This window comes from Ruegeria sp. CDSC002 (genome assembly GCF_059610905.1).
In genome coordinates this window covers 64510-91130 of the sequence record NZ_JBXWOM010000002.1, presented here as the reverse complement: position 1 = coordinate 91130, position 26621 = coordinate 64510, and the positions used below count along the sequence as shown (strand labels likewise).

Here is a 26621-nt window from a genome sequence, read left to right as displayed (position 1 = left end):
GTCTGGCGTCACTCTGCCGCCCAGCCACCGACGGCTTTGACCTCAAGGAAATCCTCCAACCCCCACAAGCCGCCTTCGCGCCCGTTTCCGGACTGTTTCATGCCGCCAAACGGTGATCCTGCACTGCGCGACTGGCCATTCATTTCGACCATGCCGGAACGCAATACCCGCGCCATTCGGTTTGCCCGCGCGCCGTCTTGTGTCTGAACGTAATTGGTCAGGCCGTATGGCGTGTCGTTGGCAATCTCGACCGCCTCTTCTTCGGTGTCGAAGGGGATCATGGTCAGGACCGGGCCAAAGATCTCTTCGCGCGCGACGGTCATCTGGTTATTGGCGTCGGCAAAGACGGTCGGACGTACATAATAGCCCTTGTTCAGCCCCTCGGGCCGACCGGTGCCGCCTGTCACCAGTCGGGCGCCTTCGTCGATGCCCTTCTGGATCAGGTCCTGGATTTTGTTCCACTGCACCTCGTTCACGACAGGGCCAATATGGCGGCCTTCTTCCTGCGCGCTGCCCACCGAAACCAAGCTGGCCACTTCGGCCGCGGTTTCCACGGCCTGATCGTAGATCGGGCGTTGCACCAGCATGCGGCTGGGCGCATTACAGCTTTGGCCGGTGTTGTTCATCATATGCAGAACGCCGCGTTTGACGGCCTTTTCATCGGCATCGGCAAAGACCACGTTTGCGCCCTTACCGCCCAGCTCCAGATGTACCTTCTTCAAGGTGTCTGCAGCACTTTTTGAGATCTCTGTTCCTGCGCGGGTCGAGCCGGTAAAGCTGACCATATCCACATCCGGATGCGCCGACAGTTGCGAGCCGACGCCGACGCCATCGCCGTTCACCAGATTGAATACACCGGCGGGGAAGCCGGCCTCATCCATCATCTCGGCAAAAATCATTGCGTTCAGCGGGCTTTGTTCGGAGGGTTTCAGAACCATGGTGCAGCCTGCAATCGCCGCCGCGCCAACCTTGAGCGTGACTTGGTTCATCGGCCAGTTCCACGGCGTTATTAGGGCGGCAACACCGACGGCCTCATAGATGATCCTGTCATTGGGCGCGTGATCGCCCAGAGGGCGGTCGAATTGGAACGCTTTGGCTGCGCGCACAAAGTTCGCAAGGTGATACATGCCCGCGCCAGATTGCTGGGTGCGCGCCATGTCGATTGGCGCGCCCATCTCAAGTGACATCGCCTGTGCCAAATCTTCGGACCGGGATTGGTAAATCTCGATCAGTTTCTCGACCAGCGCGATGCGATCTTCGACCGGTGTGGCCATCCAGCCGGGCAGGGCGGCCTTTGCGGCAGCAACTGCGGCGTCGGTATCAGCTTGCGTGCCCAGTGAGATCACCGCGCAGGGTTCCTCGGTCGAGGGGTTGATCACCTCGAAATCATTCGCTGCAGATGGGGCGACCCATGTTCCGTCAATGTAGAAATTGCGTTTCTCGATCATCACGTATCCTCCTGATCCCGTGGCCCGGATGGCGGGAATTTGCGCCACTCTGGCACCGGCGTATCTGTGTGGCAAGGCGCAATTTGATCAAATTAATTTCCTCAAAAATGAATACCCTTTCAAGCAGCGAATGGTTTAACAATGGCGCAGAGTTATTAGGTTTCCAGCGACCGACTCGGTTTGTTTCACAAAAAAGGAGATGCCCCATGGGTTTGCGCATCAATGACACCGTTCCGAATTTCACTGCAGAGACGGATCAGGGCACTGTTCAGTTCCATGACTGGATCGGTGACAGCTGGGCGATCCTGTTCTCACACCCCAAGGATTTCACACCGGTCTGTACCACTGAGTTTTCGGCCGTTGCACAGCTGAACGACGAATGGGCAGCCCGCAATACCAAGGTTATGGGCGTCTCCGTCGATGGTGTCGAGGACCACAAAAAGTGGAAGAAGGACATCGAGGCGTATGGCAACGCCAACCCCGGTTTTCCGATCATCGCCGACGACGGCCTGGCCGTGTCCAAGGCGTTCGACATGCTGCCCGCCGAGGCGTACCTGCCCGATGGCCGCACCCCTGCCGACAGTGCAACCGTGCGTTCGGTCTTTATTATCGGCCCGGACAAACAGTTGAAACTGTCGATGACCTACCCGATGACCGTGGGCCGGAACTTTGCCGAAATCCTGCGCGCGCTGGACGGTCTGCAAATGAGCGCTAAGGGCGTGGCCACCCCCGCAAACTGGGTGCCAGGTGAAGATGTGATAATCCCGCCTGCCGTGTCGAACGACGAAGCAAAAGAAAAGTTTGGTGAGTTCGAAACGATCTTCCCTTACCTGCGTAAAACGAAAGCGCCGAGCTAAAACAAGTTCGGGCGGGGCTCAAAGCTCCGCCCGGTTCCAAAGCACCTTAAAAGCCGCTTAAGCGGCGGATCTTTGAGGGTGCAGATACAGTTTCCGACGATAAGCCGCGCGTTTGAATTCGCGCGTCAGCTTGTCGGCCAACGGCGGGCTTGCCTGAATGGTCGAACCGCCGATTTCCTGCGCGACTTCCTGATTGCCGCTGCCCTGCAAGGATAGGATCGGTTGTCCTGTCACCCAGTGCATTTGCAGGAACGTGTCCACCGGCCGGTCGATTTTGTTGGTTATGGCAAGCAACCGTTCAGCTGCACGCCGCCCCACCATTTGACAGACGCATTGCAGGCCAATGATCTTTGGCAGGATCAGACGCATTCCGTTTTGCTTTGCGAGCGTTCGCGCCGCATCCTCACGCTGCTTCACCGGAATTCGGATATAATGATCCGGGGTTGCAAGCGGTTCCAGCATTTCCAACGCATCGGCCATGCGGCATGGATCTATGCGCAGATCATCCTCTGTAATGATGGCGCGGTCGATCTTTTCATCGACCAGCTTGCGCCAGATTCGGCGGTGGCTTTCAAAAACGCCGATCTCTGCCGGGCGCAGCGGAAATGGATATCTGGGGCGATACAGGTCGCCTGGAAACAACTGAACATCCGCGATCTGTGCGGGATCCTTCCCGTTGACGGCCTCGAACAGTTCCGCATTGGGCAGACTGGCACACAGCCGTTCGGCATTGGGTCGCCGCGCTGTGCTTGCAGTCATATGGATGACAAAAGTCCTCATGCCACAGTGCATAGAACACAGGGGCGGGAGGGGGAAGAGAAACCCGAAAGAAACACTTCCCCGTGAAGTATCAGAAACCGTATCGCAGGCCGACATTGACGCTGAAGGCGTCGATGTCATCCTCGACCGTCCCCGTGGACGCGCCGTTTGGTGCCAAGCGTGCCGAGGAAACGTCGAATGCGCGGGCATATCGGGTGTCCAGGGTCAGAGAGGTATTTGGGCTGATCTCATAGGCTACACCGGCAATAATTTGCGCAGCAAAGGTGGTGTCGGTGTCGTTCAATTCGACGCCCGGCCCGTAGACAAAGTCCAGATCAGAATAGGTGGCACCAAGACCCAGACCGACATAGGGCGTGAAGGCCCCTGCCTGTTTAAAATCAACCAGCACATTGGCGAACAGCGATGTCTGCGACACGTCACCCGAAATGTTGCCTTCTGCGCCGGGCCCGTTGCCCGAAAAATTGACGCCATCCACATCGTTGTCACGGTAGGACAGCTCCAGCTCGATCCGGGTGCCAAACTGATCGTTCGACCACTGCGGGATCTCTTTGCCGACCGCGATACCCAGCCCATAGCCACCATCGAAATCGGTATCTACTGACTGCGACGATCCATTGATCGTGCCGCTAAAGTCGCTGTCCTGTAGCTGGCTGTACCCAGCAAAACCCTGAATATAGAGACCATCCGACAGGCTCTGTGCGGCCAGCGCGGACGCGCTGATCGTCAAAGCAGTCGAGGCGAGAAGAAGACGCGTAACCATGACCATGTCCTTTGTTCCACAATTGGTATGGCGCCCATGTGGGCAGTAGAGGCAGGAATGAAAGGCGCCAGCCCTTCACTTCAATTCACAGGATATTGGGCGTGTGTGAGTGAATAAGATCAGTACCGAGCTGACACTTTGATTCACGTTCTATGTGGTCGAATTCGACCTTTCAGAACTGTTTGTAAGCAAAGGTTCGGAAAGCAACTCATCGATGAAGTAGCTCAGCAATTGCACGCGTCCCGTAACTCCTGCCTTGCGATACACCGCGGCGCATTGCGCTTTGACCGTGCCTTCTTTGGTTTGCCGCAAAGTCGCGATGTCTGCGATCGAAAGACCCTTAATAGACAACAGGGCAACGTCGCGCTCAGCATCACTCAGGTTCCACTCAGTGAATTGAGAGGCAATGAGTTGAGCAAACGCGCCCTGCGCGACACTCAGCTGTCGCTGCATGTCGCGCACACGCCTGTTCTGGGACCGGATCAATGCAATCGTCGCGGCAAGACCGCCGATCAATGCCAGGGCCAGAACCAGTTCGAAACTATGCAGGTGGCGAAAGCCCGCGCTTTCCCCGCCGGTCCAGTCCAGCATCGCGTCCGTCACGAAAAAGGCGGCGCAGACGGCCTGCACCACCAGAAGGAGCCAAAGCAATGACGTTTGTGAAAGCTTCATGAGGCTCCTGTGATTTTATCCGATCAATCGTCGTCCTCTTCGAGTTCGATGGCAGTTACCATGCCGTCCGTCTCGGACAAGACCAATTCAGTTTCTACGCCATCTTTGATGAGTTCAACCTCGATCTCGCCATCTTCGAATTCGATCTCTTCGATCTCGTATCCCTGCGCCTCCAGGGCCGTGCGGATATCGGACTCGGTGGTGCCCAGTTTGTCGCCCAGCGCGACATTGGCCAGTGCAAGAACCGGCGCTGTTGCAATCAATCCGGTCAGTGTCAGCAGTTTCAAGGTTTCCATTTTGCATCTCCTTTTTGCGTTGTGGCGATGTTGTGAAACTGGGAACAGGGCGCGTGCGCTGCGATTGGCTTTTGGTTGAAAGGCAAGGAATTGGACCAAGGTTTATCCCGGTAAAATGCGGTTTCAGGCCGCCTGGTTCTGCATTTGCCCGAATTGTGTTAGGTTTAGAGGGGGGAATTCTACAGGCATGTAACCAAGACGTCGGGCGTTCAGGCTGTGTAAAACAGGAGAAGACGATGGCATTCACAGATTGGTACGTTGAAGGCGATGCATTCGGGAACTGCAATTGCGGCTATGCCTGCCCTTGCCAGTTTGAGGAGCTACCAACCCACGGAAATTGTCGCGGCTTTGAGGTGCTAGAAGTTTCGAAAGGGCATTTTGGCGACACCAACCTTGCCGGTACAAAGGCTGCGCTGATCTATGCCTGGCCCGGCCCGATCTTTGAGGGCGGCGGTCAGATGCAGGTGATCATCGACCCAAGCGCCTCGGACGCGCAACGGGCCGCATTGGAAAAGGTCTTTCACGGGGAAGAGACCGAGGAAATGGCAACCCATTGGCATGTCTTCCGCACGATGTGCGACACCGTTCACGAGACCCTGTATGTGCCGATTGATTTTGAGATGGACATGGAGGGGCGCACTGCCAAAGTCTCAATCGGTGAGGTGCTGAACTCAACCGGCCGTCCTATCGAGGCCCCACATGGCGGTGGTCCGCATCGCGTACGGATCGACATTCCCGGTGGTATCGAATTTACCCTGGCCGAGATAGGCAGCGCCTCAACCAAGGCAGATGCGGCGATCCAACTGGATTTGAACGACAGTTATGGGCAGTGGCATGTGATGAAACACGGGCCGTCTGGCGTGGCGAATTGACAAATACGACAATCGGGCATGCCTAAACCAAACCTGAACCTATAGGCTCATAGAAAACCCGAAAGTGGACTTAGGCAGAGTGTTCCGCTGCGTAGGTGGTGTCACCTTTTTTCGGAAAAATCATTGGGACCGACAGGTCTGACCGAAGTAGGCGGACTTCGTAGGGTTTGAGGACTGGCAGAGCGGTCTCGCCATAACCCGTTTTGCTGCACATAAGTTCAGGGAACAGTTCAAACAGCTCGCGTTTGGTGGCCGTGGCCATTGCGCTCATTGTGGTGTCGCCGGGGAAAAAGGACTCGGACCAGACGCCTTCGACATTCACCAGCTCATGTTTGTCGAACAATATATGGATGTATTCGACCCCTTGTTCCGGAGGGAGTTGTTCGATGCCCTGACCGTCGACCATACCTTTGGCCGGGGCCAGCATTACAGTATCAAAGTAGTACAGCTCCATAACAGCAGAGGTTACAGCAATCCGATGCTGGGGAGAGACTAGAAGATCTCGACTAGGACAACCTTCGGTAAAGCGGCCGGCGCGGATACGAACCGGGCAAAGGTGCGGATCACGTTTCAACTCTTGCGCAGATAGCTGGCGTCGGCCAATCCAGCGCACCGGCTGCGCACTGCCATCTGCCGTGATCACTTCGTCTCCGGGTTCCAGTGTTTCAATTAGGCGTCGACCTGACGGCGTAAGGATCAGGGACCCGGAAGTAAAGCAAACGAAAGTTGGAAGTGTATCGTAGACCGAAGGCGACGCAGGGTTTTGCGTCAGTGTGTTGCCTGACAGAACATCGTTGACCGCAACCTGACCGGATGTGACAACGATGTACTGAGTTCCTTGCCATTGCAGCAAAGTAAAAGTAACTGGCGATCCGCCGACATTGGCGGTGTAATTCTCAAAAACCTGGAAATCTTCGGAAGTATTCAACCCAGCGATGCCGCTCACATCAAATTGCTGGCTGCCATCGGCGTCCGGGTTTTCAAGTTGGTTGTCATTGTCGGTAATTGCCACCTGAAAGGCGTTCGTGACGGTGACATTCGGATTACCAAGCGGATCGGCGCTTACTTGATATAGTGTAAAAAAATTCATGGATTAACGATGCCCCTGAAATTGAAACACTCATCTTCATCCCCACTATAATACACGCAATGCGTGTATTATATAAGGTGCTGATTTCTTTTTTCGGGACCTATGGCACCAATGGCAGAGTGAGGCGGGTTAAGTAAGTCCAGAGCATCTGACCTAACCAGAAGGCGCAAAGACAAAAAAAGGCCCCGGTCAATCACCGGGGCCTTTCTGCATTCAAAGAGGGGCAGATTACTCTGCGCTTTCCTCTTTCTTTTCTTTCTTCTCGGGAACGATTTCTTCGCCAGTTTCCTGATCGACAACTTTCATCGACAGACGGACCTTGCCGCGATCGTCAAAGCCCAGCAGCTTGACTTTCACTTCCTGACCTTCTTTCAGAACGTCCGACGGATGGTTCAGGCGGCGGTTTTCGATCTGGGACACGTGGACCAGACCGTCGCGCTTGCCAAAGAAGTTCACGAAGGCGCCGAAGTCGACGATCTTCACGACTTTACCGGTGTAAACCTGACCTTCTTCCGGCTCAGCGACGATCGAGTGGATCATCTCATACGCCTTCTTGATCGATTCACCATCAGGCGAGGCGATCTTGATGACGCCGTCGTCGTTGATGTCGACCTTGGCGCCCGACACTTCGACGATTTCGCGGATGACTTTACCGCCCGAACCGATTACTTCACGGATCTTGTCGGTCGGGATGTTCATCGTCTCGATGCGCGGGGCGTGGACCGAGAAATCGTTGGTCTCGGACAGGGCTTTGCCCATCTCGCTCAGGATATGCATCCGGCCGTCCTTGGCTTGTGCCAGGGCTTTCTCCATGATCTCAGGCGTGATGCCTGCGACCTTGATGTCCATCTGCAGCGAGGTGATGCCGTTTTCGGTACCCGCAACCTTGAAGTCCATGTCGCCCAGATGGTCTTCGTCACCCAGAATGTCGGACAGAATGGCATAGTCGCCGTCATCTTCCAGGATCAGGCCCATGGCCACACCGGCAACTGGTGCTTTCAGCGGAACGCCCGCATCCATCATCGACAGCGAACCGCCGCAGACCGACGCCATCGAGCTGGAGCCGTTGGATTCAGTGATCTCTGACACGATACGGATCGTGTAGGGGAAGTCGGTCGCCGCAGGCAGAACCGCCTGCAACGCGCGCCATGCCAGCTTGCCGTGGCCGATCTCACGACGGCCCGGGCCACCCACGCGGCCAACTTCACCAACCGAGTAGGGAGGGAAGTTGTAGTGCAGCAGGAAATTCGATTTGAAGTTGCCGTGCAGCGCGTCGATGAACTGTTCGTCATCACCGGTGCCCAGCGTGGTTACGGCCAGCGCCTGAGTTTCGCCACGGGTGAACAGGGCGGAACCGTGCGTCCGGGGCAGCATCGAGGTTTCTGCAACGATTCCACGGATATCGGTGGTCGAACGACCGTCGATCCGCTTGCCGCCTTTGACGACGTCGCCGCGCAGAATGCCAGCTTCCAGCTTCTTCATTGCGGAACCGAGGTTGCCGTCTTCCAGCTGCTCTTCGGTCAGCGCTGCTTTGATTGCTTCACGCGCAGCGGCAACAGCGGCGGTGCGCTCTTGCTTGTCGGTGATCGCGAAAGCGGCGCGCATCTGCTCTTCACCGGCAGCTTTGACTGCGGCTGACAGCTCCGAGTAGTCGGGTGCCTGGAAGTCGAACGGCTCTTTCGCGGCGTCTTCGGCTAGCGCGATGATCAGGTCGATGACCGGCTGAATCTGCTCATGTGCGAATTTGACCGCACCCAGCATTTCGGCCTCGGACAGCTCGTACGCTTCCGATTCAACCATCATCACGGCGTCTTTGGTGCCGGCAACAACCAGATCCAGACGCTGTTCAGGGTTCAGGCGCAGGTCCTGCATGTCGTCAACAGTCGGGTTCAGAACGTATTCACCGTCCTCAAAACCAACGCGGGCACCGGCGATCGGACCCATGAACGGCGCGCCGGAAATAGTCAGCGCAGCCGAGGCAGCGATCATCGCAACCATGTCGGGGTCGTTGACCAGATCGTGGGACAGCACGGTGCACATCACCAGAACTTCGTTTTTGAAGCCGTCAACGAACAGCGGGCGGATCGGACGGTCGATCAGACGCGCGGTCAGCGTCTCTTTTTCGGTCGGGCGCGCCTCGCGCTTGAAGAAGCCACCCGGAACTTTGCCGGCGGCATAGTATTTTTCCTGATAATGGACGGTCAGAGGGAAAAAGTCCTGACCCGGTTTTTGCGCCCGCGCAAAGGTCACGTTCGCCATTACGCTGGTTTCGCCCAGTGTCGCGATCACGCTGCCGTCAGCCTGACGGGCAACCTTGCCGGTTTCCAGTGTGAGCGTCTCTTCGCCCCACTGCATAGATTTTTTCGTTACATCAAACATATGCGTATCCTAGATGGGAGCACTCCCGCCCCTGCGGGTCTCCCGTTTGCATGGCGGCCCCATTGCCGCCGATCCCATTTTAGCTTTCGTCTGAGTGCCGGGATCAGGGCACAACGTCTCAGATACCGCGCGCATACATGAGATTGGGGCGGATTGAAAGAGGTCTCGCTTACAGCAGGGTTCCCGCCGGAATTCAGAAAGAACGCTCGCGCGACTTTCGCAATGCCCGCAAATCCGTTGCTGTTTCCAGATCCGGGGACGGGGCAGCCACGGCTACTGTGTCATCCCCTTCGGATTTCAAAAACGCCAGAGCACACACCGACCAGAGCCACGAATTCAGCCATAGCAAAGCCCCACCTGCGGCGGCTCCCCTAAGAATGATTTCAAGATCGAAATTTGGCAAACTCTGTGCCGTCAGGATCGAGATTACCGACATAAGGATCGGAAGCAGGGCGTAAAAAGCTGTGTAGAAGCCAAAATAGAGCTGCAGGAAGATCGAAACGAAGAAGACGCAGAACAGCGGTATGAAACTACGCCCCAGCCCATTGAAGAAGGCGTGGCTCGGCGCACGGCGCCCGGCGGATTGTGCGGCGCTGGCTATCGGTACGGCCATGATCGCGTAGAACGCAGCCCATACAAAGCACATCACGATCAGACTGCTACCTCCGGCAAGCAGGCCAAAAGCGCCCAGAGCCGGCTTGGGAACGTTCTGGAAAGCGGCCCAAGATATCGGTTCCCCGATCTGCCACAGGGCATATGCAATGCCCGATACAGCCACAATCAGTTTCAGAACCCATAGTACAGCAGCAAAAAACAACCCGTACATTACCGAATACAGGGCCATGGCCCTGTAATCCGTGTGTCGCTTATCCCCTTTCAGCGCAAGCGCTGTGCGTATTCCGAAAAGGGTGAAAAAAGCGGTTGTGACCGGTCCGCTAATGTAATTGGCCATCCCGAGGGTGAAAATACCCAGAACCGTCCAAACAACAACTGAGGCGAGGCTAATCACAAGAACGGGGACGATCATGTGCAGCATCACCCGCATCGACAGTAGAAGAGAGTTGAAGATAAGCGTCATAGGGCAGGGCCTGTTAATAGAGCGAAAGTATCAAGGCGCGAAAACTACCTGAAGGCGATTAGTTTACAAGGGGTGAGTGCAACGCAATTGCATTCACTAACAGGAATGCGTTTGGTGAAATTATGTCGTCAGTGTAAGCTGTTATCACGAAGCCCGCGGTCGAATTGACGGAGAAACGCCAAGGGACAAAATCTCGTTTCCGTCCGCTGGTCGAATACCTTGGCGTTTGCACTTAGCGAACAGAAGGGCAGACGAATGGCACAAACCAAGAAAATGCTGGATCCGGACCCCCGGATTTATGACTTCGAGACCGAATACGAGCTTGGGCAAGACAACGTCCGACCATTCGGTCTGGACATCCACAACCCGGTCTTTTTGATCTCGAGCATCCTGATCTTTGCGTTCGTTCTGATCGCTTTGGCCAACCAAGAAGGTACCGCGACACTGTTTGGCTGGCTACGACCATGGCTCACCAGCACGTTTGACTGGTTTCTGGTTCTTTCGGTCGACGCAATCACGCTGTTCTGCCTGGTCCTGATCGTGTTGCCGGTTGGCAAGGTGCGGATCGGTGGCAAGGACGCAAAGCCCGACTATTCCTATGCCGGATGGATTGCGATGATGTTCGCGGCTGGTATCGGCATCGGGCTGTTGTTCTTTGGAGTGATGGAGCCCGTCTATTACAATTTTGCCGAAGATGGCAACGCGGTGCCACTGGGCATCGACATCGCTGTTCCGGGCAATGAATATGCTGGAGTTGTCGGTACAATCCATCACTGGGGGCTGGAAGGGTGGGCGGTCTATGCCGCTGTTGGTCTAAGCCTGGCCATATTTGCCTATAACCTTGATCTGCCCCTGACCTTGCGTTCAGCCTTCTACCCGATCCTGGGCGAACGCGTCTGGGGTTGGTGGGGCCATATCATTGATACCTTGGCTGTGTTTGCGACGCTCTTTGGCCTGACCACCTCGCTGGGTCTTGGCGCGCAGCAGGTTGCGGCAGGGTTGAATGAGGTGTTCGGTATCGAACCCAGCCCAACCGTCACAGTTCTGCTGATTATCGGTATCACGTTGATTGCGTTGGGTTCGGTCCTGATGGGGATGGATGCTGGCGTCAAACGGTTGAGTGAAATCAACATGATCATGGCCGTGGGCCTGTTTATCTTCGTGATTGTTGTTACTGGCGTCGGCACGGCCATCGCACGGTATTTCAACGTGATGGTGGATTATGTGTACCACCTGCCGGCGCTGTCGAACCCGTTCGGACGCGAAGACACCAGTTACTTCCACGGCTGGACGACCTTCTATTGGGCCTGGTGGATCGCATGGTCGCCTTTTGTGGGCATGTTCATCGCCCGCATCTCAAAAGGTCGCACAGTGCGCGAGTTCATCCTTTGCGCCCTGCTGGCACCGACGGCTGTTTGTGCCTTGTGGATGTCGACCTTTGGCGGTGCCGCCATCGACATGTTGAACGCAGGTGGAGCCGAAGGTGTGCGTGCCACAGTGATCGACAGCTACGCCCCTGAAGGTGCGCTGTTCGGTTTTCTCAAAGAACTGCCGCTTTACGGTATTGTTGCGCCAATCGCCCTGGTTCTGATCGTTGTGTTCTTTGTCACCTCGTCGGATTCCGGCTCGCTGGTTATCGACACGATTACTGCGGGTGGCAAGATGGACGCACCGGTGGTTCAGCGGGTGTTCTGGTGCACTTTGGAAGGTCTGGTCGCCATTGCGCTGCTGCTTGGCGGGGGCCTCTCTGCACTGCAAGGTGCTGCGGTTTCGACAGGTATCCCGTTCACGTTGGTGGTTCTGATCATGTGCTATTGCTTGTGGCTGGCGCTGAAATCAGAAAAAGCCAAGATGTAGGGGCTTGATCCGAGAAGCTTTGGACGCCCGCCTTTTGGCGGGCGATTTTCGTCCCCGGACAACTATGAACGTCCGGATCATTCGAAGCCAAATAGCATGGGCCGATGGCCCCGCTACTTATGCTTTGGCGACACTCACGGCAGCTTCGAGCGCCTGATCAAGACTGTTCGCCACCTGATCCACGTCGTCCAACGACAAACACAACGGTGGCACCATCCGCAAGCATTGTTGAAACGGACCGGACTTTGACAGGATAATTCCTTGTGAGCGGCAGGCTTCGAAAACCTCAGTTGTCATGTCCTTGTCAGGCGTCTTGCTGTCCCGGTCTTTGACGAACTCCAGTGCAAGCATAAGGCCTTTCCCGCGAACATCGCCGATGACCTGATACTTGTCTTTCAAGCCGTGCAGCCTTTCCAGCAAAGCGGCCCCCACTACGCGGGCGTTTTCCTGCAACCCTTCGTCCCGCATAACGGCAAGAACCGCACGGGCTGCCGCCGCCGAGGTCGGGTTGGCACCATAGGTGTGGAACATAAACCTCTCTGCCATGGGTTCGGCGATATGCTTCTTGGCCACAACTGCACCAATCGGAAAGCCATTCCCCAGACCCTTGGCCATGACGATGATATCGGGAACAACGCCGTCCGCTTCGAACCCCCAGAAATTCTCGCCCGTACGGCCAAAGCCCGACTGCACCTCGTCCGCGATATAAAGACCTCCTGCCGCGCGCACGCGTTCGGCTGCGCCGGACAAATAACCGGGCGGCATTTCGATGATGCCACCATAGCCCTGCACGCTTTCGACAAAGATGCCCGCCACATTGCCGGATGTGGCTGTGGCGATTGTGCGATCGATCTCACCCAGATAGGGCTGCGTGCCCGGCCCAAAGATGCCGCGGTATTGATTGGGTTCCGGCACGAAGGCAACGTTGCCGGGCATGCCCGGGTGACGCCAGCCCGAGATGCCGGTGATCGACTGCGCTGCTGCCGTTGGTCCGTGATAGGCGGTACGCAGCGCAAGTAAATCCAGATTGCCTGTGTAAGTGCGCGCCATGGTCATCGCCAGATCAACCGCTTCGGATCCGGAGTTGGTCAGATGCACCACCCAGTCATTTCCTTTGGGCATCGTCGCAGCCAATTCTTCGGCCAGATGCGCAGGTGTCGGGTGATAAAACATTGTCGTGCAATGGGTCAGCTCTTGCGCTTGCGCGGTCGCCGCTGCCACCACGCGCGGATGCGAATGTCCGACCGAGATACAGACATTCATGCCCAACATATCAGTGTATTTCCGCCCCTCCGTATCCCAAAGGTATTGGCCCTGACCTTTCTTGAAAACGATCGGTTCGCGAAACGGGGTAAAGCGCGTCAGCGAGGCGGCATAATACTGGTCCCGTCGCGCGGCTGTTTTCGAGAAGTTCCAGTCGGTGTGAAGGGGGTGGTCGGTCATTTGGAACCTCCGGTTTTCAGGCGTGAGTTATCGGGGTCAAAGGGGGGCTCAGGCAGGATCGTTGCCGCACCATGCTGGCCCAGTATTGAGATGGTTAGCCCGTCTCGCGCAGTCGGGTCGCGCAGATAGGCCAAAGCCAGAACCTTACCGGTCCGGTGGCCATAGGCACCCGAGGTGGCGATGCCGACAGGCAGACCATCTTTCCAGACCGTGTGCGCGCAGAACGGATCTATCTCACCGGCGTCGACCTCAAGCAGCACCATTTCCCATGCGTTGTCCCTTGCTAGTTCGTCGCGTAGGTCCTTGCGGACAAACGGGGTCAGACCTGCCTCAAATGGGCTGCGTTCGGTCGTCAGATCACTGCCCCAACCAGGATAGCCTTTTTCAAGACGCATTGAGTTTGCGGCATAGGCCCCGTAGAATCCCAGACCATGAGGTTTGGCGATCTCTTCAAGCGTCATGAAAAGTTGCACGGCATGTTCTTTAGCCACGTGCAGTTCCCAACCGCATTCGCCCAGATAGGATACTCGCAAGGCGCGCAGGGGAAACCCCGCTACATGGATCTCTTGCGCGGTGAGCCATGGCATATGTTTCAACTCGGGCAACACATCGGAGGATTTGGGCCCCATGACGCCGATAACTGCCAGATCCTCAGAGACGTTTCGGATGGTGACGTCAAAGCCCTTGGCAACCTGCGTCAGAAGATCATGGTCGATCTGCTCGGCCGCCGCGGCGCTGGTCAGATAGGCGTGATCCTCGGCCAAGCGGGTGACGGTGAATTCCGACAATACGCCGCCTGCCGGGGTCAGCGCATGGGTCAGGCCGATCCGGCCCGGCGGGATCGCGCGGTTCGCGCCCAATGCTTGTAGGAAGGCCGCGACATCGGGGCCGGTGACGTCGAATTTCGAAAACACCGACAAGTCGGCCATGGCGACGCGATTGTGCGCGGCCTCGACCTCTTGCGCCACGGGTTCGAACCAATTGGCGCGGCGGAAAGTTTCATCGGCGATTGCTCCGGGCGTGTTTGAGAACCAATTTGGACGCTCCCACCCATAAACCGCGCCCATCACCGCGCCACGTTTGACCATCAGGTCGTGCAGCGGGGACAGCCGCAGGCCGCGCCCTGCGGGCCGTTCCTCATGCGGATAGTGCACGCCGAATTGCAGGCCGAAACACTCGACGGCCTTAGCCACGCGGTAATCGCGATCTGCCCAGGACCCAAAGCGGCGCGAGTCCACCGCCAGCGCATCCATCGGCGGCGCGCCGTGGGTCATCCAATGGGCCAGGAACCAACCTGCGCCACCACCTTCCATCACCCCCATGGACGAGCCGGTCAAAATCCAGGCGTTTTCCAGCCCGTGTGCAGGTCCGATCAATGGATTTGCATCCGGGGTGAAGGTAATCGGCCCGTTGATCACCGATTTTACACCACCGGTTTCCAGCGCCGGTATTCGTTCCATTGCGGCCATGATGATGTGTTCCACACTGTCCAGATCCGGCGGCATCAGGTCCGCGCCAAACTCGGGTGGCACACCATCAACGGACCAGACCTTGGCGTCCTTTTCATAAGGCCCCAGGATCAGCCCATCGCGTTCCTGCCGCACATACCAGCTTTCTTCAGGGTCGCGAATGATCGGCAGTTCGGGCAGACCCTCTTTGATCCGGGACGATACGGCCGCCACCGTGTCCGTCACCAGGTATTGGTGCAGCACCGGAACAGACGGGATGTTGAGTCCCATCATATGCCCGATTTCCCAGCCCCAGGTGCCTGCGGCGTTGACCACGTGGGTGGTTTCTATGATCTCCTTCGCAGTCTCAATCCGCCAATGATCCTGCTGACGCTCAATCGCGGTGACTGCGCAATTGCGTATGATCCGAGCTCCGCCACGCCGGGCAACCTCAGCCATTGCGTGGGTCGCCAGCGTAGGGTCTACATGGCCGTCATCAGGTTCATAGATCCCGCCGATCAGCCCATCCAGTTTGGCCAGAGGGAAGAGCTCGGCGATCCGGTCGGGCGTCAGGACCTCCAGCGGGTAGCCGGTGAATTCGGACAGACCGGCCACATGGCGGAACTCATCCATTCGGTCGGGGTTGCGGGTAATCCGCATCGCGCCAGAGCGGTGAAAGCCGCAATCGCGTCCGGTTTCCCGCGGAAGTATATCGCGGTAAAGCCGAACAGAGGTGGCGCGCAATTCCTGAATGGTGGGATTATGCGCGAAATGGGTGCACAGTCCCGCCGCGTGCCATGTCGAACCATGGGTCAGGTCGTTTTTCTCGACCAGCAGGACATCGGACCAGTCCGCCTTGATCAGATGATACATCAGCGACACGCCCATCGCGCCGCCACCGATGATGACAACCTGCGCCTTGATCATGCGCGCATCCTTTCGCCTGAGGGATCAAAGGGCGGACGTCGCAAGGGCTGCGCCAGATAGTCCTGCCCAGCAACCCGAACCGCGAAATTTCGATCGCATATCTGGGTCAACGTCTCGCCCGATTGGACCGCGACCATGGCAAAACACAGGTTCAGCCCCGTACGCGGCCCGCGCCCGCCCGAGGTTGTGAGCCCGACATGGATGCCGTTCTCGAACACCGGTTCGTCATGCAACATCAGGGCATTGCCGTGAACCTGCAGAAGGATCAGGCGCTGTTGCAAGCCGTTGGACTTTTGCTGTTCCAGCGCCGCTTTGCCCTGAAACTCCTTGGACCAGTCGATGGTGAACCCCAGACCGGCTTCCAGCGGAGTGATCTTGGGGCCAAGTTCATGCCCCCAGTGTTTGAAGCCCTTTTCCAGCCGGCAGGCGTCAACCGCATAGTGGCCCAGCGGGCGCGCGCCTGCCTTGTGAAGGGTGTCGAACAACTGAGGGGCCTGAGCGTTGGGTATGGTTAGTTCCCAGCCCAATTCTCCGACAAAACTAACGCGCGTGGCGCGGCAAGCAATGCCTGCCATTTCGGCGGTGGCGGCATAGCCAAATGCCATTTCTGGAACGCTGCCAAGACCCTGTAGCAGCGTTCGGCTGCCACCTCCCATCACACCGATTGTGCAGAATGCTTCGGTCACATCCCTGACAGATACCTCGCCCTTCAAATGCCTGCGCAGAAACATCCGATCGCGCATCCGCGTGGCGGCGCCCGAGGTTAGATGAAACGCATCCCTACCCAACCGCGTGATAGTCACATCCATTTCGATCCCACCGCGCGCGTTAAGTATCTGTGTATAGACAGCCCGACCAATGGGCACGTCCATCTGCGCGGTCGTCAGGAAGTTCAATGCCTTCAGAGCATCCGGCCCGGTGATGTCCAGTTTGGTAAACGGGCTTAGGTCAATCAGCGCAGTGCCCTGATCCAAGACCGCCGCTTCGGCCTCAACCAGCGGCCACCACCCCTGATCTGTTGTCGAATAGGGCTGTGCCGGTCCGTAATACAGCCCTCGTTCCCAACCGGCCGTCAGGCCAAAATGTGCCCCGGCCTCCGCCCAGAAATCGTGCAGTGCTGTGGTGCGCAGACCTCGACCCGCCTTGGGCTGTTTATATGGCCAATGCAAAGCGAAAAGATCCGCGACGGCCTCTTCCATGCGGTCGGCCATATGTTCGGTGCTGGCTGTGTGCGGGTCGACCCGGGCGACATCGACTTCCCACATGTCCATCGGGGGGTGGCCGTCGACCATCCAATCCGCCAGCGCCCGCCCAATCCCCGCCGAAGACATGACCCCGACCGAGTTCATACCCGCAGCCACAAACAAACCATCGACCGTGGTTTCACCAACAAGCGGCTTTGTGTCCGCGGTAAAGCTTTCGGGGCCATTCATGAAATGCTGGATACCGATGGTTTCAAGGCAGGGGCACAGCTCTAGCGCGGCCTCCATGAAGGGGGCGAACTGATCCCAATCCTCGGCCAGTTCAAGAAAGGGTCGGTCGCCTTCGGGGCCGTATGCGTCCCAGCATTTGGCGTTGGGTTCAAAGCCGCCGATCACAAGCTTGCCCGCATCGCCCTTGATGTAGATGCCCCGGTCCAGATCTCGGATCACTGGGAAAGGGTTGGGCAGGTTGGGCATCGGTTCGGTGACAACATACATGTGCTCGACCGCCTGTAACGGAAGCGCGACGCCAACATTGGCGGCCAGCTCACGTGACCAAGCGCCGGTGGCAAGAACGACCTGATCGGCGTCCAGTTCCGTCCCATCGGTCAGGGTTACACCCGTGATCCGCTGACCCTTTCTCCGCAGGGACTGAACCCCGGTATATTCGCGGATTGAAACGCCACGATCCCGTGCACCTTTGGCGTATGCCATGCACAAATCGACCGGATTCACATTGGCGTCTTCCGGCACATGCAGCGCACCGACATGGTTCTTCAGATCAAGGTGTGACAGGGGCACGTCCGAGGCTTCGATCATGCGTGGGGTCAATCCCAGCGTCTGGCCCAGATTCGCAATCCGGCGCAGCTCGTCCAGGCGGGCAGGGTCGCGGGCCAGCCAATAGCCAGAGGTTTGGCGATATCCAGTGGACATGCCAGTCTCGGCCTCAAGGGTCGGAAAAACCTCACGTGCGGCCATTGCCAATCGGGTCATGCTTGGCGTTGCGCGCAGCGGGCCGACAATCCCCGCCGCATGCCAGGACGTGCCCGAGGTCAGCTGATTGCGCTCCAGAACAGTGACGTCATTCGAACCGCCTTTGGCCAGGTGGTAGGCCAGGCTCAGACCAATAGCGCCACCTCCGATGATCAAGACACGGCTCATCAGAAGTAATCCTGATCTGGCTTCTCGGCCTTACGCATCGCGATGTAATCCTGCAACCGCGCGTCAATATCAGGGTCGATACCGGGATCTTCGTATGCGTCAATCCGCTCTTTCCAGATTGCATTGGCGCGGGCTGCGGCATCCAACTCTCCGGCCGCGTGCCATTGTTCGAATGAATTGTCATCCGGGATCCAGGGCCGGAACAATGCGGACATGAAATTGGCCTGCGTATGCTCAGAGCCCAGAAAGTGCCGCCCCGGTCCAGTCGCGGCAATTGCCTCCATCGCCTGAGCGTTCTCGCTCATGTCGATTCCATAGAAGAACCGTCCGACTTTGCCACACAGATCATGATCCAAGATCGTTTTTTCGAACGAGGTCACCAACCCACCTTCGAGCCATCCCGTGGCATGGTTGATCAGATTGGCACCCGCGAACATCGACATCATCAGGCCCCATGTAGCCTCTTGCTGGCTCTGGGCGTCCGCAACTTTTGAGGCGCTGAGCGTGCCAACCGTGTGCAGCGGCACCCCCAGTCTGCGGGCAAGCTGACCGGCCGCCAAAACCATCAACCCGGCTTCGGGCGTACCAAAAGTGGGCGCACCGGATTTCATCGACATGGTTGAGGCGAAACTGCCCATCAAGCAGGGTGCCCCGGGGTTCACCAGTTGGGTCAGCGTCATCGCTGCCATGGTCTCGGCCAACACCTGAGCCAACGTCCCGGCAACGGTAGACGGCGACATGGCCCCGGTCAGAACCCAAGGGGTGCAAGCGACCGGTTGCCCGGCGCGGGCGTAGGTTTTCAACGCGCCCGACATGTGACTGTCCATCACCAACGGCGCGTTTGTATTCGAGACACAATACAGGACGGCGTTTTCCGCCACGAAGTCTTCGCCGAAGACAATCCGCGCCATGTCTATCGCGTGACCCGCGCGTTCGGCCCCGATAAAGGCCCCCATAAAGGCGCGGTCAGAATGGCGAATATGACCATAGAGCATGTCGAGATGGCGTTTGTTGGCCGGTAAATCCACCGGTTCGCAGACCACGCCGCCCGAATGGTGCAGCCAGGGCAGGCTGTGATGCAGCTTAATCAGGTCGACGAAATCCTGATGCGAGGCATAGCGCCGCCCGCGGTCCAGATCGTGCACAAAGGGCGGACCCCAAGCCGGGCATAACACGCTGGCGTCGCCGCCCAGCTGAACGTTGTTGGCTGGGTTTCGGGCGTGTTGAACGAACTGTGCTGGCGCGGTTGCCATAATCGTTTTGCGGCAGAACCCCGGCGCGAACCGCACGCGCGAGCCGTCTACGTCACAGCCTGCATCGGCAAAAATGCCTAGAATCTCAGGGTCGTCCTGGAACTCCATCCCGATTTCGGCAAGGATGGTATCAGCATTGGCCTCGATCTGTTCCAACCCTGCCTCGCTGAGGACATTGAAGGTCGAAAGCTTGCGCAGAATAAACGGCGCGCGCGCCTCGGGAAGAGTGCGAGGTCCAGCGGCCCTGCGGCGTCGAGATGAGCGCGAACGTGTCATGGTCGAAGCGTTGACCGAGTGCTTGACGTAAACCAAGAAAATTCCAACAGTATAAAGGTTATTTATACTAAGGATGAGCAATGCTGGATCATCGTAAACTCTCACCAAGTCTGATGCGTTCACTTGAGGTTTTCGTCGCCGTTGCGGAAACGGGTCAGATGCGGGCTGGCGCAAAACTTCTGAATTTGTCGCAGCCGGCGGCTTCCCAGCACGTCACTGCGTTGGAAAAGGCTTTTGGTACTGTGCTTCTGGATCGCAGTACGCGACCGGCACGGCTGACCTATGCGGGTGCGCGTTTGCATGGAAGAGCGCAGAAAATTCTGGATGCGCTTTCGGACATGGAAACGGAATTGCGCCATGTTGGCCAGAAGTCCCTGTCCTTGCTGCGGGTCGGCATTCAAGCCTCGATCGCCACGACGTTGACGCCCTCGTTGGTCGATTTTGCGCAGCGTGAGTTCAACGTTGAAGATATCACCCTGCACGCCGGTCAAAGCGGTAACCATGAACACCTGCTGCGGACGAAACAAGCGGACCTCGCGATCACATCTAACCCGTTTCTGGATATGGATGGTCTGGAGCGTCATCACGTTCTGACCGAACGATACCTTCTGGTCCTGCCAGAAACATATGACGGCCCGACGGACAGCCTGGAGGCGATCCAAACGCGGCTTCCTTTAGTTCGGTTCGGGGATACAACCAACGCGGGCCGCCAGATTGCGCAGCATCTGCGCCGATTGCGGTTTGAGCCCGACAAGGTCATCCAGGCGGACCGATCCAGCATGGTTACGTCCTGTGTTTCCGCAGGCCAGGGGTTCAGCCTTTTGACGCCGACATTGCTGATTGATGGTTTGGTCGAGAATATGAGTCTGCAGTTGAAAGATCTTCCGGTCTCGGGCCTTTCACGCACTTTGACAGTTGTCGCCAGAAAGGAAGAGCTTCAGAGTTTTCCGGAGGCGCTTGCAGACATGTCCAGGCAGAAATTGGTGCAGCGCATCACCGGCCACATGGGCGACATCGGAGCCAAAAGCGTAGAGTACGATATGGTTTAGCGCGCCGTCACAAGCTGAACAGTGCGGGGAACTTCGGGCTAAGTTTTAGCCCAAAGTCGCTACCTGTTGATGAACTTCGACAACATTGCCTTCGGGGTCGCGAAAGAACACTTGGTGCCACTCTTTCGAAAAGGCTGTGCCATAGTCCGAATAAGGAACCGCGTTTTCATCAAGTATCCTCAAGACCGCGGTAAGATCATCCGTTCGGAACGCAATGTGTCCGCGGCTCACTGGATTGATGACCTGATCATTTTTGAAAGCGACGTCAAAGTCCCGTTCCGCAAGGTGCATCTGCATGCTGCCGTCCGTTGCAAAGCGGATTTGGCCGTCATAACCCGAGTCTTCGGTTGCTTCAGAGCGCGGGAAATTATGCTGCGGAATATCACCCAAACCCAAGACGTTTGTATAAAAGTCGTGTAGGCGGTCAACGTCGTCTGCCACCAGGTTAATATGATGAAATTCCAGCTTCATTTGGTTCCATTTTACTTGTCGTCACACACTGGATGTGTGCTTGGGGGACTGAGGTATTGAGCAGCTGTTGATCAGGTCCCGGGATAGTGCCGACAGAGTTTGTGAACTGCAAGCCGGATTGAGCCCCACCATACCGCTACTCCGAGCGCGCGTTCCCTGATCCAACAAAAAACGCCCGCCAATTAGGGCGGGCGTCCGAAATCCAAAAGCGGTAAGATCCGAAATTAACGACGGATGCCCAACTTTTTGATCAGGTCCTGATAGCGCGCTTCTTCTTTGCCCTTCAGGTAGTCCAGCAGCTTACGGCGCTGGGCGACCATTTTCAGCAGACCGCGACGACCGTGGTTGTCTTTCTTGTGGGTCTTGAAGTGCTCGGTCAGGGTGGTGATGCGCGAGGTCAGGATGGCAACCTGGACTTCTGGCGAACCGGTGTCGCCGTCCTTGGTGCCGAATTCTTTCATGACGCGTGCTTTTTCAGCGGCAGTAATCGACATCGGGGTCTCCTTTAAAGGTTAGAGTTGATGGCGCAGGCCGGGATGTCGTCCAGCACAGGCCCATGGAGAAAACCGCACCGATTCCGATGCGGATGGGCGCGTATAAGCGGATTTCAGGCAAATGGCAAAGAGATTCTATTGCTTCAACTCAGCGCATTGAGCTGCGACAGTTCCTGACCGTTGATCAGTTGGATATCGTCCAGGGTCAACCCCTTGGCACCCAGCAGTTGGGCGACGTCTTGTCCGTCGACCATGATACGGGTCAGGTTTTCGTTTTCAGTGTCTGTTTCAATGTTGATCTCCGGATATTCCTCGCCTTCCCACGAGATCAACAGCTTGTCCTGCCCGGGTTCAAAATCCATGACCTTGACGGCATCGTCGTCATCCTCGGGGTTCAGGTGGATGCTGTCGGCGCCTTCGCCTCCGGTCACGATATCACCGCTATGGACAGCAATAATGTCGTCGCCGGCACCGCCATTCAGAAAATCCACGGAGTCTTCGTTTTCGCCATCCTCACCGGTCAGCACGTCGTCACCGTCGCCGCCAAACAAGACGTCTTCACCTGCGCCACCAGCAAGCTCATCGTCGCCATAGCCCCCATGCAGCGCATCGGCGCCCGCGCCTCCGGTCAGCGTGTCGTTGTCCTGACCGCCGTACAAATCGTCATCCCCATCGCCGCCGTCCAGCCTGTCGTCGCCGAAATGGCCAAAAAGCTCGTCGTCGCCATCATCTCCGGACAGGACGTCATCGTCGCCTTCGCCATGCAAAACATCATCGCCTTCGCCGCCCTGGATTGTATCACCGCCATCGCCGCCATGCAGGGTGTCATCGCCCATGCCCCCCAGCACAGTGTCGTCGTCACCGTAGCCGTTGATCTGGTCGTCGCCATCCTGTCCAGTCAGAATGTTTGTGTTGTCGTCCCCGGCCACAACCAGATCGCCTTCGAATTCCGAGACTATGGTCCCGGTCGAGGCCTCTTCGACTTCGTCGATGTTTTCACCAATCTCAAGATACCTGCCGTCAGAGACCTCTTGCGGTTCATCTTCGATGATCTCGTCTTCTTCGGTGTCGTCGTCAGCCTCCATAATACCGCCCATCGCATAGGCTGCTCCGCCCATTGCGGCCAGGCTCAGCAATCCGAACAGAAACATGGCAACCCTCCGAGAACGCACTGCTCCGAGGATGAAATATCCCATGTGATCAGTCAGTTGGTCAAAGCCAAGCTGAACTTGTGGTTAACCGTCGGTCACCACGGTTCGGGCTGTTGGGTATAGGCGATGTAAAGCGGGTGCTTGGGGTGTCCGGCCTTGGTCAGCCCCAAATGAAACAGTTGCTGACCGGTGCCGCGCAGCAGCGTCTCAACCGCCGGGCCGCGGTCCAGATGTGCACCATGGGTGCCCCATGCGGCGATGACCTGATCGGCCCATTGAACACCATCCAATATGGCCGCGTCGTTCTCGGGTCCTACCGGGTCGGCAGCAGCGCGCATCTTGCGCGGGTCGGTGTCGCGCCAGGCAAAGATGTTGGTTACCTGAAATGCTCCGAACCCCAGCGCCCGCGCGCGGCGTTCGCAACGTTCCACCGTCGGGTCGTTCTGAACCTCGGTCGCGGTTGACGGGTTCAGCATCACAAACAGCGCTTTGCGCCCCGCAGGATCCCAGATACGGGTCAGGCTATAGCGATATTTCTCGCAATCGGAATAGATGGCGGTTGAGGGCGCGTCGCCCTTAGTGTGCGTTCGGGTAATCATGCCCTTCGCCTAGCACGTGGCTTAGGTAACGAACACCCGGCTGGGGTGCAATTCGCCCGATTTGTAGATCCCCACCGCCACGGCCTTGCCGTCCAGCGAAGCCCAGGCTTCATCGCCGTATTCCACGTCCGAGGCCAGAACCATGCCCGGATTTCCGTTGCGCAGGCGGGTTGCGCCTTCGGGTGTGCATTTCAATTCAGGCAGACCGGCGAGGCCGGTTTCCAGCGGGTGCAGGTAGTCGTCCAGTTCGGTTGTCTTGGCCATTTCATCGATCTGTTCGATGCTCAACCCGTCTTCAACCTCGAACGGGCCGGACCAGACGCGGCGCAGTTCCCGGACGTGTCCGTGGCACCCCAGCGCTGCGCCCAGATCGCGGGCGATTGAGCGGACATAGCCGCCCTTGCCGCAGGTCATTTCCAACGTCACGTGGTCTTCGTCGGGGCGGTCGACCAAAATCAGTTCCTCGACCCATAGCGGTCGCGCGGCCAATTCCACATCTTCGCCATCGCGGGCCAGCTTATAGGCGCGCTGGCCGTCGATTTTCACGGCCGAGAACTTGGGCGGGACCTGCATGGTATCACCCAGAAACGGGGCCAGCGCCTGTTTGATATCGTCATCCGAAGGGCGCGCGTCGCTTTGTGCGATCACTTCGCCCTCGGCATCGTCGGTGTTGGTCGCCTGACCCAAACGGACGGTGAAGGTGTAGGCCTTCAGCGCGTCGGTGATGTAGGGAACGGTCTTGGTCGCCTCACCCAAAGCCACGGCCAGAACGCCGGTTGCTTCGGGGTCCAGCGTGCCTGCATGGCCCGCTTTCTTGGCATCCATCGCCCACCTAACCTTGTTGACCACAGCGGTCGAGGTCATGCCCGCGGGCTTGTCCACCACCAGCCAACCGGAAATGTCGCGACCCTTGCGTTTGCGTCCCATTCTACACCCTGAATCTTACCGAGGCGCGCGACCTAACGGATCGTTCTGCCACTGTCAATTTCAGGGCGTATCTTCGACAACACCTACAATAGGGCCAAGCGAAAACCCGACATCCGACCGATTGCCCGCGCGTTCATACATACGAGAGATATTGCCGTCGAAGAACAGGGCATTCGGCGTTTCAAGGACATCGCGGAACAGGCTGCCGAATTCGTGGAAGGTGACATAGTCATCCGAGATCGCGAATACTGCCCGTGTCCCATCCGCGCTGGTACCAACGCCGTTGCGCACGTAGCGCGAGGTCGAATCGGGCAGGAATCGCGGGTGCAATTCCCCGTCGATGACCAGCATAGGACCGGATTGCGTGGCGAAACGGCACTGCGGGGCCTGATCCACATAATCCAATGTCTCAAACACGTCGGCGCGGCCTTCGCGGATGCAAAACACTCCGTTCGGCAACAAACCGAAATTGCCCGGCCCGGCATTGGGGATCACCCGCATCTGTTCCTGGCCGCCTTCGACATAATGCCCGACAGGCGAGCGGTCGTCATGATACATGCCCGCGTTCATGGCAAATGCCAGACGCTTTCCCTGTGGGGCCAGGGTCTCGTTCACCGATGAGAAATGGCCCAGCACCTTACCGTCTTCATCATTGAGGAAGAGGCGCAACTCTTCGCTGGCGGCATCCACCTCGCAGATGGTGTACCGCTTGTCCTCATGGGTCACCTTCTCGCATGTGACCGCTGAGGCCTGCGCGGCCCAGAAGACCGCGCCCAAAATGACAAATGCGCGGATCACTCGTCCAGATCGCGGCGCACCGCGTCCTGATCGAACATGCGGCGCGTGTCATCCATTCGGTCAAAGGTGTCATCCAGCCGGAACCGCAGATCGGGTGAGAATTTCAGACCGACCTTCTTGCCGACCGCCCGCCGCAATTCACCCTTGTTGCGGGCCAGCAGCGCGATCACATCCTCCTGCCCCTTGCCGCCCAAGGGCAACACATAGGCGGTGGCGATCTTCAGATCGGGCGAGGTGCGCACCTCACCCACGGTGATTGACATGCGGTTCAGGTCGGGGTCGTGGACATCTCCGCGCGCCAGAACCTCGGACAGGGTGCGGCGGATCAGTTCGCCGACACGGAGCTGTCGTTGGGACGGGCCGGGGCCATCGTGGAATTTGTTCTTTGCCATATCCCCGATCTAAGCCCAAAGCAGGGCTTTGCCAAGCGGGCGCGAACGGGGTAGGAGGCTTTGAGCCGAATTCAAAAAAAGGACCAGCGCAATGACCCATATTCCGGGGATCGTCATCACAGGGGCTTCGGGCCGTATGGGGCAGATGCTGATCAAGACCGTCACCGACAGCGATCAGGCGCGTTTGGTTGGTGTTGTTGAGCGGACGGGCCATGACTGGATCGGTCAGGATGTGGGCGAGGCGATGGGCGGTCAGGCGCTGGGCGTCAACGTCACAGACGACCCGCTAGAGGCGTTTTCGCAGGCGCAGGCGGTGATCGATTTCACGGCGCCCGAGGCGACGCTGGAGTTTGCGGCACTGGCCGCGCAGGCACGGTGCGTCCACGTGATTGGTACCACTGGCATGTCGGATGAGCAGATCGCAGCGCTGGAACCGGCCTCTCGCCATGCGGTCATCGTGCGGGCAGGGAATATGAGCCTTGGCGTCAACCTGCTGGTGCAACTGACCAAAAAGGTCGCCGCAGCGCTGGATGAAGATTTCGACATCGAGATCATCGAAGGGCACCATCACCACAAAGTCGACGCGCCCTCGGGTACAGCACTGATGCTGGGCGAGGCCGCCGCCGAAGGGCGCGGGGTTGATCTGGCCGATGTGTCCGATCGGGGCCGCGACGGAATTACCGGCGCGCGCAAGCGGGGCGATATCGGGTTCCATGCCATTCGCGGCGGTGACATCGTGGGCGAACACGACGTGCTGTTCGCAGCCCCCGGAGAACGCATCGTCCTGCGCCATCTGGCCACCGACCGCGCCATCTTTGCCCGCGGTGCGCTGAAGGCGGCACTGTGGGGGCAGGGCAAGGCGCCCGGCCAATATGACATGGTGGATGTGTTGGGGCTGTAAGCGTTGCGGTTAGATGAAGGTGGTCACCACAACAAAAACT

The 26621-nt window shown here is 57.9% G+C and carries 24 protein-coding genes; 5 read left to right on the top strand and 19 right to left on the bottom strand.

All coding sequences use genetic code 11. The annotated features are described in order from the left end of the window. Positions 1-8 precede the first annotated feature (8 nt). Complete coding sequence (locus AC2FJE_RS04490; protein ID WP_496760680.1) at positions 9-1448, bottom strand: aldehyde dehydrogenase family protein; 1440 nt, start codon at positions 1446-1448, stop codon at positions 9-11. Positions 1449-1654: 206 nt separating this feature from the next. Here AC2FJE_RS04490 and AC2FJE_RS04485 point away from each other — a divergent pair, with 206 nt between their 5' ends. Further along, the gene (locus AC2FJE_RS04485; RefSeq protein ID WP_058274981.1) at positions 1655-2305 is read left to right on the top strand and encodes a peroxiredoxin; all 651 of its coding nucleotides are present in this window, start codon (positions 1655-1657) and stop codon (positions 2303-2305) included. 57 nt (positions 2306-2362) lie between these two features. On the opposite strand, the gene AC2FJE_RS04480 is transcribed toward AC2FJE_RS04485, so the two are convergent. The 4 genes from AC2FJE_RS04480 to AC2FJE_RS04465 form a co-directional block, all read right to left on the bottom strand. After that, the gene (locus AC2FJE_RS04480; protein ID WP_282170197.1) at positions 2363-3085 is read right to left on the bottom strand and encodes a glycosyltransferase family 25 protein; all 723 of its coding nucleotides are present in this window, start codon (positions 3083-3085) and stop codon (positions 2363-2365) included. Positions 3086-3155: 70 nt separating this feature from the next. Further along, positions 3156-3845, bottom strand: a complete 690-nt coding sequence (locus AC2FJE_RS04475) for an outer membrane protein (RefSeq protein ID WP_282170198.1) — start codon at positions 3843-3845, stop codon at positions 3156-3158. A 150-nt stretch (positions 3846-3995) separates the two neighbouring features. Further along, the gene (locus AC2FJE_RS04470; RefSeq protein WP_109313601.1) at positions 3996-4517 is read right to left on the bottom strand and encodes a helix-turn-helix transcriptional regulator; all 522 of its coding nucleotides are present in this window, start codon (positions 4515-4517) and stop codon (positions 3996-3998) included. Between the two features lie 23 nt (positions 4518-4540). Beyond that, the gene (locus AC2FJE_RS04465) at positions 4541-4813 is read right to left on the bottom strand and encodes a PepSY domain-containing protein (protein ID WP_282170199.1); all 273 of its coding nucleotides are present in this window, start codon (positions 4811-4813) and stop codon (positions 4541-4543) included. A gap of 236 nt (positions 4814-5049) precedes the next feature. Between AC2FJE_RS04465 and AC2FJE_RS04460 the strand changes: the two genes are divergently transcribed. Continuing rightward, positions 5050-5685, top strand: a complete 636-nt coding sequence (locus tag AC2FJE_RS04460; RefSeq protein WP_282170200.1) for a DUF1326 domain-containing protein — start codon at positions 5050-5052, stop codon at positions 5683-5685. A gap of 70 nt (positions 5686-5755) precedes the next feature. On the opposite strand, the gene AC2FJE_RS04455 is transcribed toward AC2FJE_RS04460, so the two are convergent. The 3 genes from AC2FJE_RS04455 to AC2FJE_RS04445 all read right to left on the bottom strand — a co-directional run bounded on the left by AC2FJE_RS04455 (position 5756) and on the right by AC2FJE_RS04445 (position 10232). Continuing rightward, positions 5756-6775 carry a Hint domain-containing protein gene (locus tag AC2FJE_RS04455; RefSeq protein ID WP_496755352.1) on the bottom strand — a complete coding sequence of 340 codons (1020 nt, stop codon included), beginning with the start codon at positions 6773-6775 and terminating at the stop codon, positions 5756-5758. Between the two features lie 228 nt (positions 6776-7003). Next, on the bottom strand, positions 7004-9154 hold the full coding sequence (pnp, locus tag AC2FJE_RS04450) for a polyribonucleotide nucleotidyltransferase (RefSeq protein WP_496755351.1): 2151 nt from the start codon (positions 9152-9154) through the stop codon (positions 7004-7006). 193 nt (positions 9155-9347) lie between these two features. Continuing rightward, positions 9348-10232, bottom strand: coding sequence for a hypothetical protein (locus AC2FJE_RS04445; RefSeq protein ID WP_496755350.1), 885 nt, complete (start codon positions 10230-10232; stop codon positions 9348-9350). 255 nt (positions 10233-10487) lie between these two features. Here AC2FJE_RS04445 and AC2FJE_RS04440 point away from each other — a divergent pair, with 255 nt between their 5' ends. Then, entirely contained in the window at positions 10488-12089 is a 1602-nt protein-coding gene (locus tag AC2FJE_RS04440) for a BCCT family transporter (protein ID WP_282119569.1), read from the top strand. A 117-nt stretch (positions 12090-12206) separates the two neighbouring features. Here the strand turns inward: AC2FJE_RS04440 and AC2FJE_RS04435 are convergent, their stop codons facing one another. Genes AC2FJE_RS04435 through AC2FJE_RS04420 form a run of 4 tightly spaced genes read right to left on the bottom strand, consistent with a single transcriptional unit; the run spans position 12207 to position 19799 of the window. Further along, positions 12207-13532 (bottom strand): aspartate aminotransferase family protein, encoded by a 1326-nt coding sequence (locus AC2FJE_RS04435; RefSeq protein WP_496755349.1) that lies wholly within the window; start codon positions 13530-13532, stop codon positions 12207-12209. Then, the gene (locus tag AC2FJE_RS04430) at positions 13529-15907 is read right to left on the bottom strand and encodes a GcvT family protein (RefSeq protein WP_496760679.1); all 2379 of its coding nucleotides are present in this window, start codon (positions 15905-15907) and stop codon (positions 13529-13531) included. Before AC2FJE_RS04430 ends, AC2FJE_RS04435 begins: the two co-directional genes overlap by 4 nt. Further along, entirely contained in the window at positions 15904-18270 is a 2367-nt protein-coding gene (locus tag AC2FJE_RS04425) for a GcvT family protein (protein WP_496760678.1), read from the bottom strand. The genes AC2FJE_RS04430 and AC2FJE_RS04425 overlap by 4 nt, the downstream gene beginning before the upstream one ends. After that, positions 18270-19799, bottom strand: a complete 1530-nt coding sequence (locus AC2FJE_RS04420; protein WP_496760677.1) for a trimethylamine methyltransferase family protein — start codon at positions 19797-19799, stop codon at positions 18270-18272. The genes AC2FJE_RS04425 and AC2FJE_RS04420 overlap by 1 nt, the downstream gene beginning before the upstream one ends. Positions 19800-19879: 80 nt before the next feature. On the opposite strand from AC2FJE_RS04420, the gene AC2FJE_RS04415 reads away from it, so the two are divergent. Beyond that, entirely contained in the window at positions 19880-20848 is a 969-nt protein-coding gene (locus tag AC2FJE_RS04415; protein WP_496760676.1) for a LysR family transcriptional regulator, read from the top strand. Positions 20849-20893: 45 nt separating this feature from the next. Here AC2FJE_RS04415 and AC2FJE_RS04410 read toward each other — a convergent pair whose 3' ends face one another. The 7 genes from AC2FJE_RS04410 to rbfA form a co-directional block, all read right to left on the bottom strand. Then, positions 20894-21319, bottom strand: a complete 426-nt coding sequence (locus tag AC2FJE_RS04410; protein ID WP_282170209.1) for a VOC family protein — start codon at positions 21317-21319, stop codon at positions 20894-20896. A 224-nt stretch (positions 21320-21543) separates the two neighbouring features. Continuing rightward, a complete protein-coding gene (rpsO, locus tag AC2FJE_RS04405; RefSeq protein ID WP_039543122.1) occupies positions 21544-21813 on the bottom strand; it encodes a 30S ribosomal protein S15 in 270 nt (89 codons plus the stop codon). A 143-nt stretch (positions 21814-21956) separates the two neighbouring features. Next, a complete protein-coding gene (locus AC2FJE_RS04400) occupies positions 21957-22964 on the bottom strand; it encodes a calcium-binding protein (protein WP_282170210.1) in 1008 nt (335 codons plus the stop codon). 95 nt (positions 22965-23059) lie between these two features. Beyond that, positions 23060-23563 (bottom strand): DUF1643 domain-containing protein, encoded by a 504-nt coding sequence (locus AC2FJE_RS04395; protein ID WP_282170211.1) that lies wholly within the window; start codon positions 23561-23563, stop codon positions 23060-23062. A 21-nt stretch (positions 23564-23584) separates the two neighbouring features. Then, positions 23585-24490, bottom strand: coding sequence for a tRNA pseudouridine(55) synthase TruB (gene truB, locus AC2FJE_RS04390; RefSeq protein ID WP_496755343.1), 906 nt, complete (start codon positions 24488-24490; stop codon positions 23585-23587). Positions 24491-24550: 60 nt separating this feature from the next. Continuing rightward, positions 24551-25288 (bottom strand): phosphodiester glycosidase family protein, encoded by a 738-nt coding sequence (locus tag AC2FJE_RS04385; protein ID WP_496755342.1) that lies wholly within the window; start codon positions 25286-25288, stop codon positions 24551-24553. Beyond that, a complete protein-coding gene (gene rbfA / locus AC2FJE_RS04380) occupies positions 25285-25680 on the bottom strand; it encodes a 30S ribosome-binding factor RbfA (RefSeq protein WP_058274960.1) in 396 nt (131 codons plus the stop codon). Before rbfA ends, AC2FJE_RS04385 begins: the two co-directional genes overlap by 4 nt. Positions 25681-25771: 91 nt before the next feature. Between rbfA and dapB the strand changes: the two genes are divergently transcribed. Further along, a complete protein-coding gene (dapB, locus tag AC2FJE_RS04375) occupies positions 25772-26581 on the top strand; it encodes a 4-hydroxy-tetrahydrodipicolinate reductase (protein WP_496739577.1) in 810 nt (269 codons plus the stop codon). Positions 26582-26621 lie beyond the last annotated feature (40 nt).

Excerpts from the sequence above, each read along its gene's own strand:
- AC2FJE_RS04470 (WP_109313601.1), bottom strand. The coding sequence starts at position 4,517 with ATGAAGCTTTCACAAACGTCATTGCTTTGGCTCCTTCTGGTGGTGCAG.
- rbfA (WP_058274960.1), bottom strand. The coding sequence starts at position 25,680 with ATGGCAAAGAACAAATTCCACGATGGCCCCGGCCCGTCCCAACGACAG.
- AC2FJE_RS04425 (WP_496760678.1), bottom strand. The coding sequence starts at position 18,270 with ATGAGCCGTGTCTTGATCATCGGAGGTGGCGCTATTGGTCTGAGCCTG.
- AC2FJE_RS04445 (WP_496755350.1), bottom strand. The coding sequence starts at position 10,232 with ATGACGCTTATCTTCAACTCTCTTCTACTGTCGATGCGGGTGATGCTG.
- AC2FJE_RS04440 (WP_282119569.1), top strand. The coding sequence starts at position 10,488 with ATGGCACAAACCAAGAAAATGCTGGATCCGGACCCCCGGATTTATGAC.
- AC2FJE_RS04415 (WP_496760676.1), top strand. The coding sequence starts at position 19,880 with ATGCTGGATCATCGTAAACTCTCACCAAGTCTGATGCGTTCACTTGAG.
- AC2FJE_RS04465 (WP_282170199.1), bottom strand. The coding sequence starts at position 4,813 with ATGGAAACCTTGAAACTGCTGACACTGACCGGATTGATTGCAACAGCG.
- AC2FJE_RS04420 (WP_496760677.1), bottom strand. The coding sequence starts at position 19,799 with ATGACACGTTCGCGCTCATCTCGACGCCGCAGGGCCGCTGGACCTCGC.
- AC2FJE_RS04400 (WP_282170210.1), bottom strand. The coding sequence starts at position 22,964 with ATGTTTCTGTTCGGATTGCTGAGCCTGGCCGCAATGGGCGGAGCAGCC.
- truB (WP_496755343.1), bottom strand. The coding sequence starts at position 24,490 with ATGGGACGCAAACGCAAGGGTCGCGACATTTCCGGTTGGCTGGTGGTG.
- AC2FJE_RS04475 (WP_282170198.1), bottom strand. The coding sequence starts at position 3,845 with ATGGTTACGCGTCTTCTTCTCGCCTCGACTGCTTTGACGATCAGCGCG.
- AC2FJE_RS04455 (WP_496755352.1), bottom strand. The coding sequence starts at position 6,775 with ATGAATTTTTTTACACTATATCAAGTAAGCGCCGATCCGCTTGGTAAT.
- AC2FJE_RS04460 (WP_282170200.1), top strand. The coding sequence starts at position 5,050 with ATGGCATTCACAGATTGGTACGTTGAAGGCGATGCATTCGGGAACTGC.
- AC2FJE_RS04480 (WP_282170197.1), bottom strand. The coding sequence starts at position 3,085 with ATGAGGACTTTTGTCATCCATATGACTGCAAGCACAGCGCGGCGACCC.
- AC2FJE_RS04435 (WP_496755349.1), bottom strand. The coding sequence starts at position 13,532 with ATGACCGACCACCCCCTTCACACCGACTGGAACTTCTCGAAAACAGCC.
- dapB (WP_496739577.1), top strand. The coding sequence starts at position 25,772 with ATGACCCATATTCCGGGGATCGTCATCACAGGGGCTTCGGGCCGTATG.
- AC2FJE_RS04430 (WP_496760679.1), bottom strand. The coding sequence starts at position 15,907 with ATGATCAAGGCGCAGGTTGTCATCATCGGTGGCGGCGCGATGGGCGTG.
- pnp (WP_496755351.1), bottom strand. The coding sequence starts at position 9,154 with ATGTTTGATGTAACGAAAAAATCTATGCAGTGGGGCGAAGAGACGCTC.
- AC2FJE_RS04490 (WP_496760680.1), bottom strand. The coding sequence starts at position 1,448 with ATGATCGAGAAACGCAATTTCTACATTGACGGAACATGGGTCGCCCCA.
- AC2FJE_RS04485 (WP_058274981.1), top strand. The coding sequence starts at position 1,655 with ATGGGTTTGCGCATCAATGACACCGTTCCGAATTTCACTGCAGAGACG.
- rpsO (WP_039543122.1), bottom strand. The coding sequence starts at position 21,813 with ATGTCGATTACTGCCGCTGAAAAAGCACGCGTCATGAAAGAATTCGGC.
- AC2FJE_RS04395 (WP_282170211.1), bottom strand. The coding sequence starts at position 23,563 with ATGATTACCCGAACGCACACTAAGGGCGACGCGCCCTCAACCGCCATC.
- AC2FJE_RS04410 (WP_282170209.1), bottom strand. The coding sequence starts at position 21,319 with ATGAAGCTGGAATTTCATCATATTAACCTGGTGGCAGACGACGTTGAC.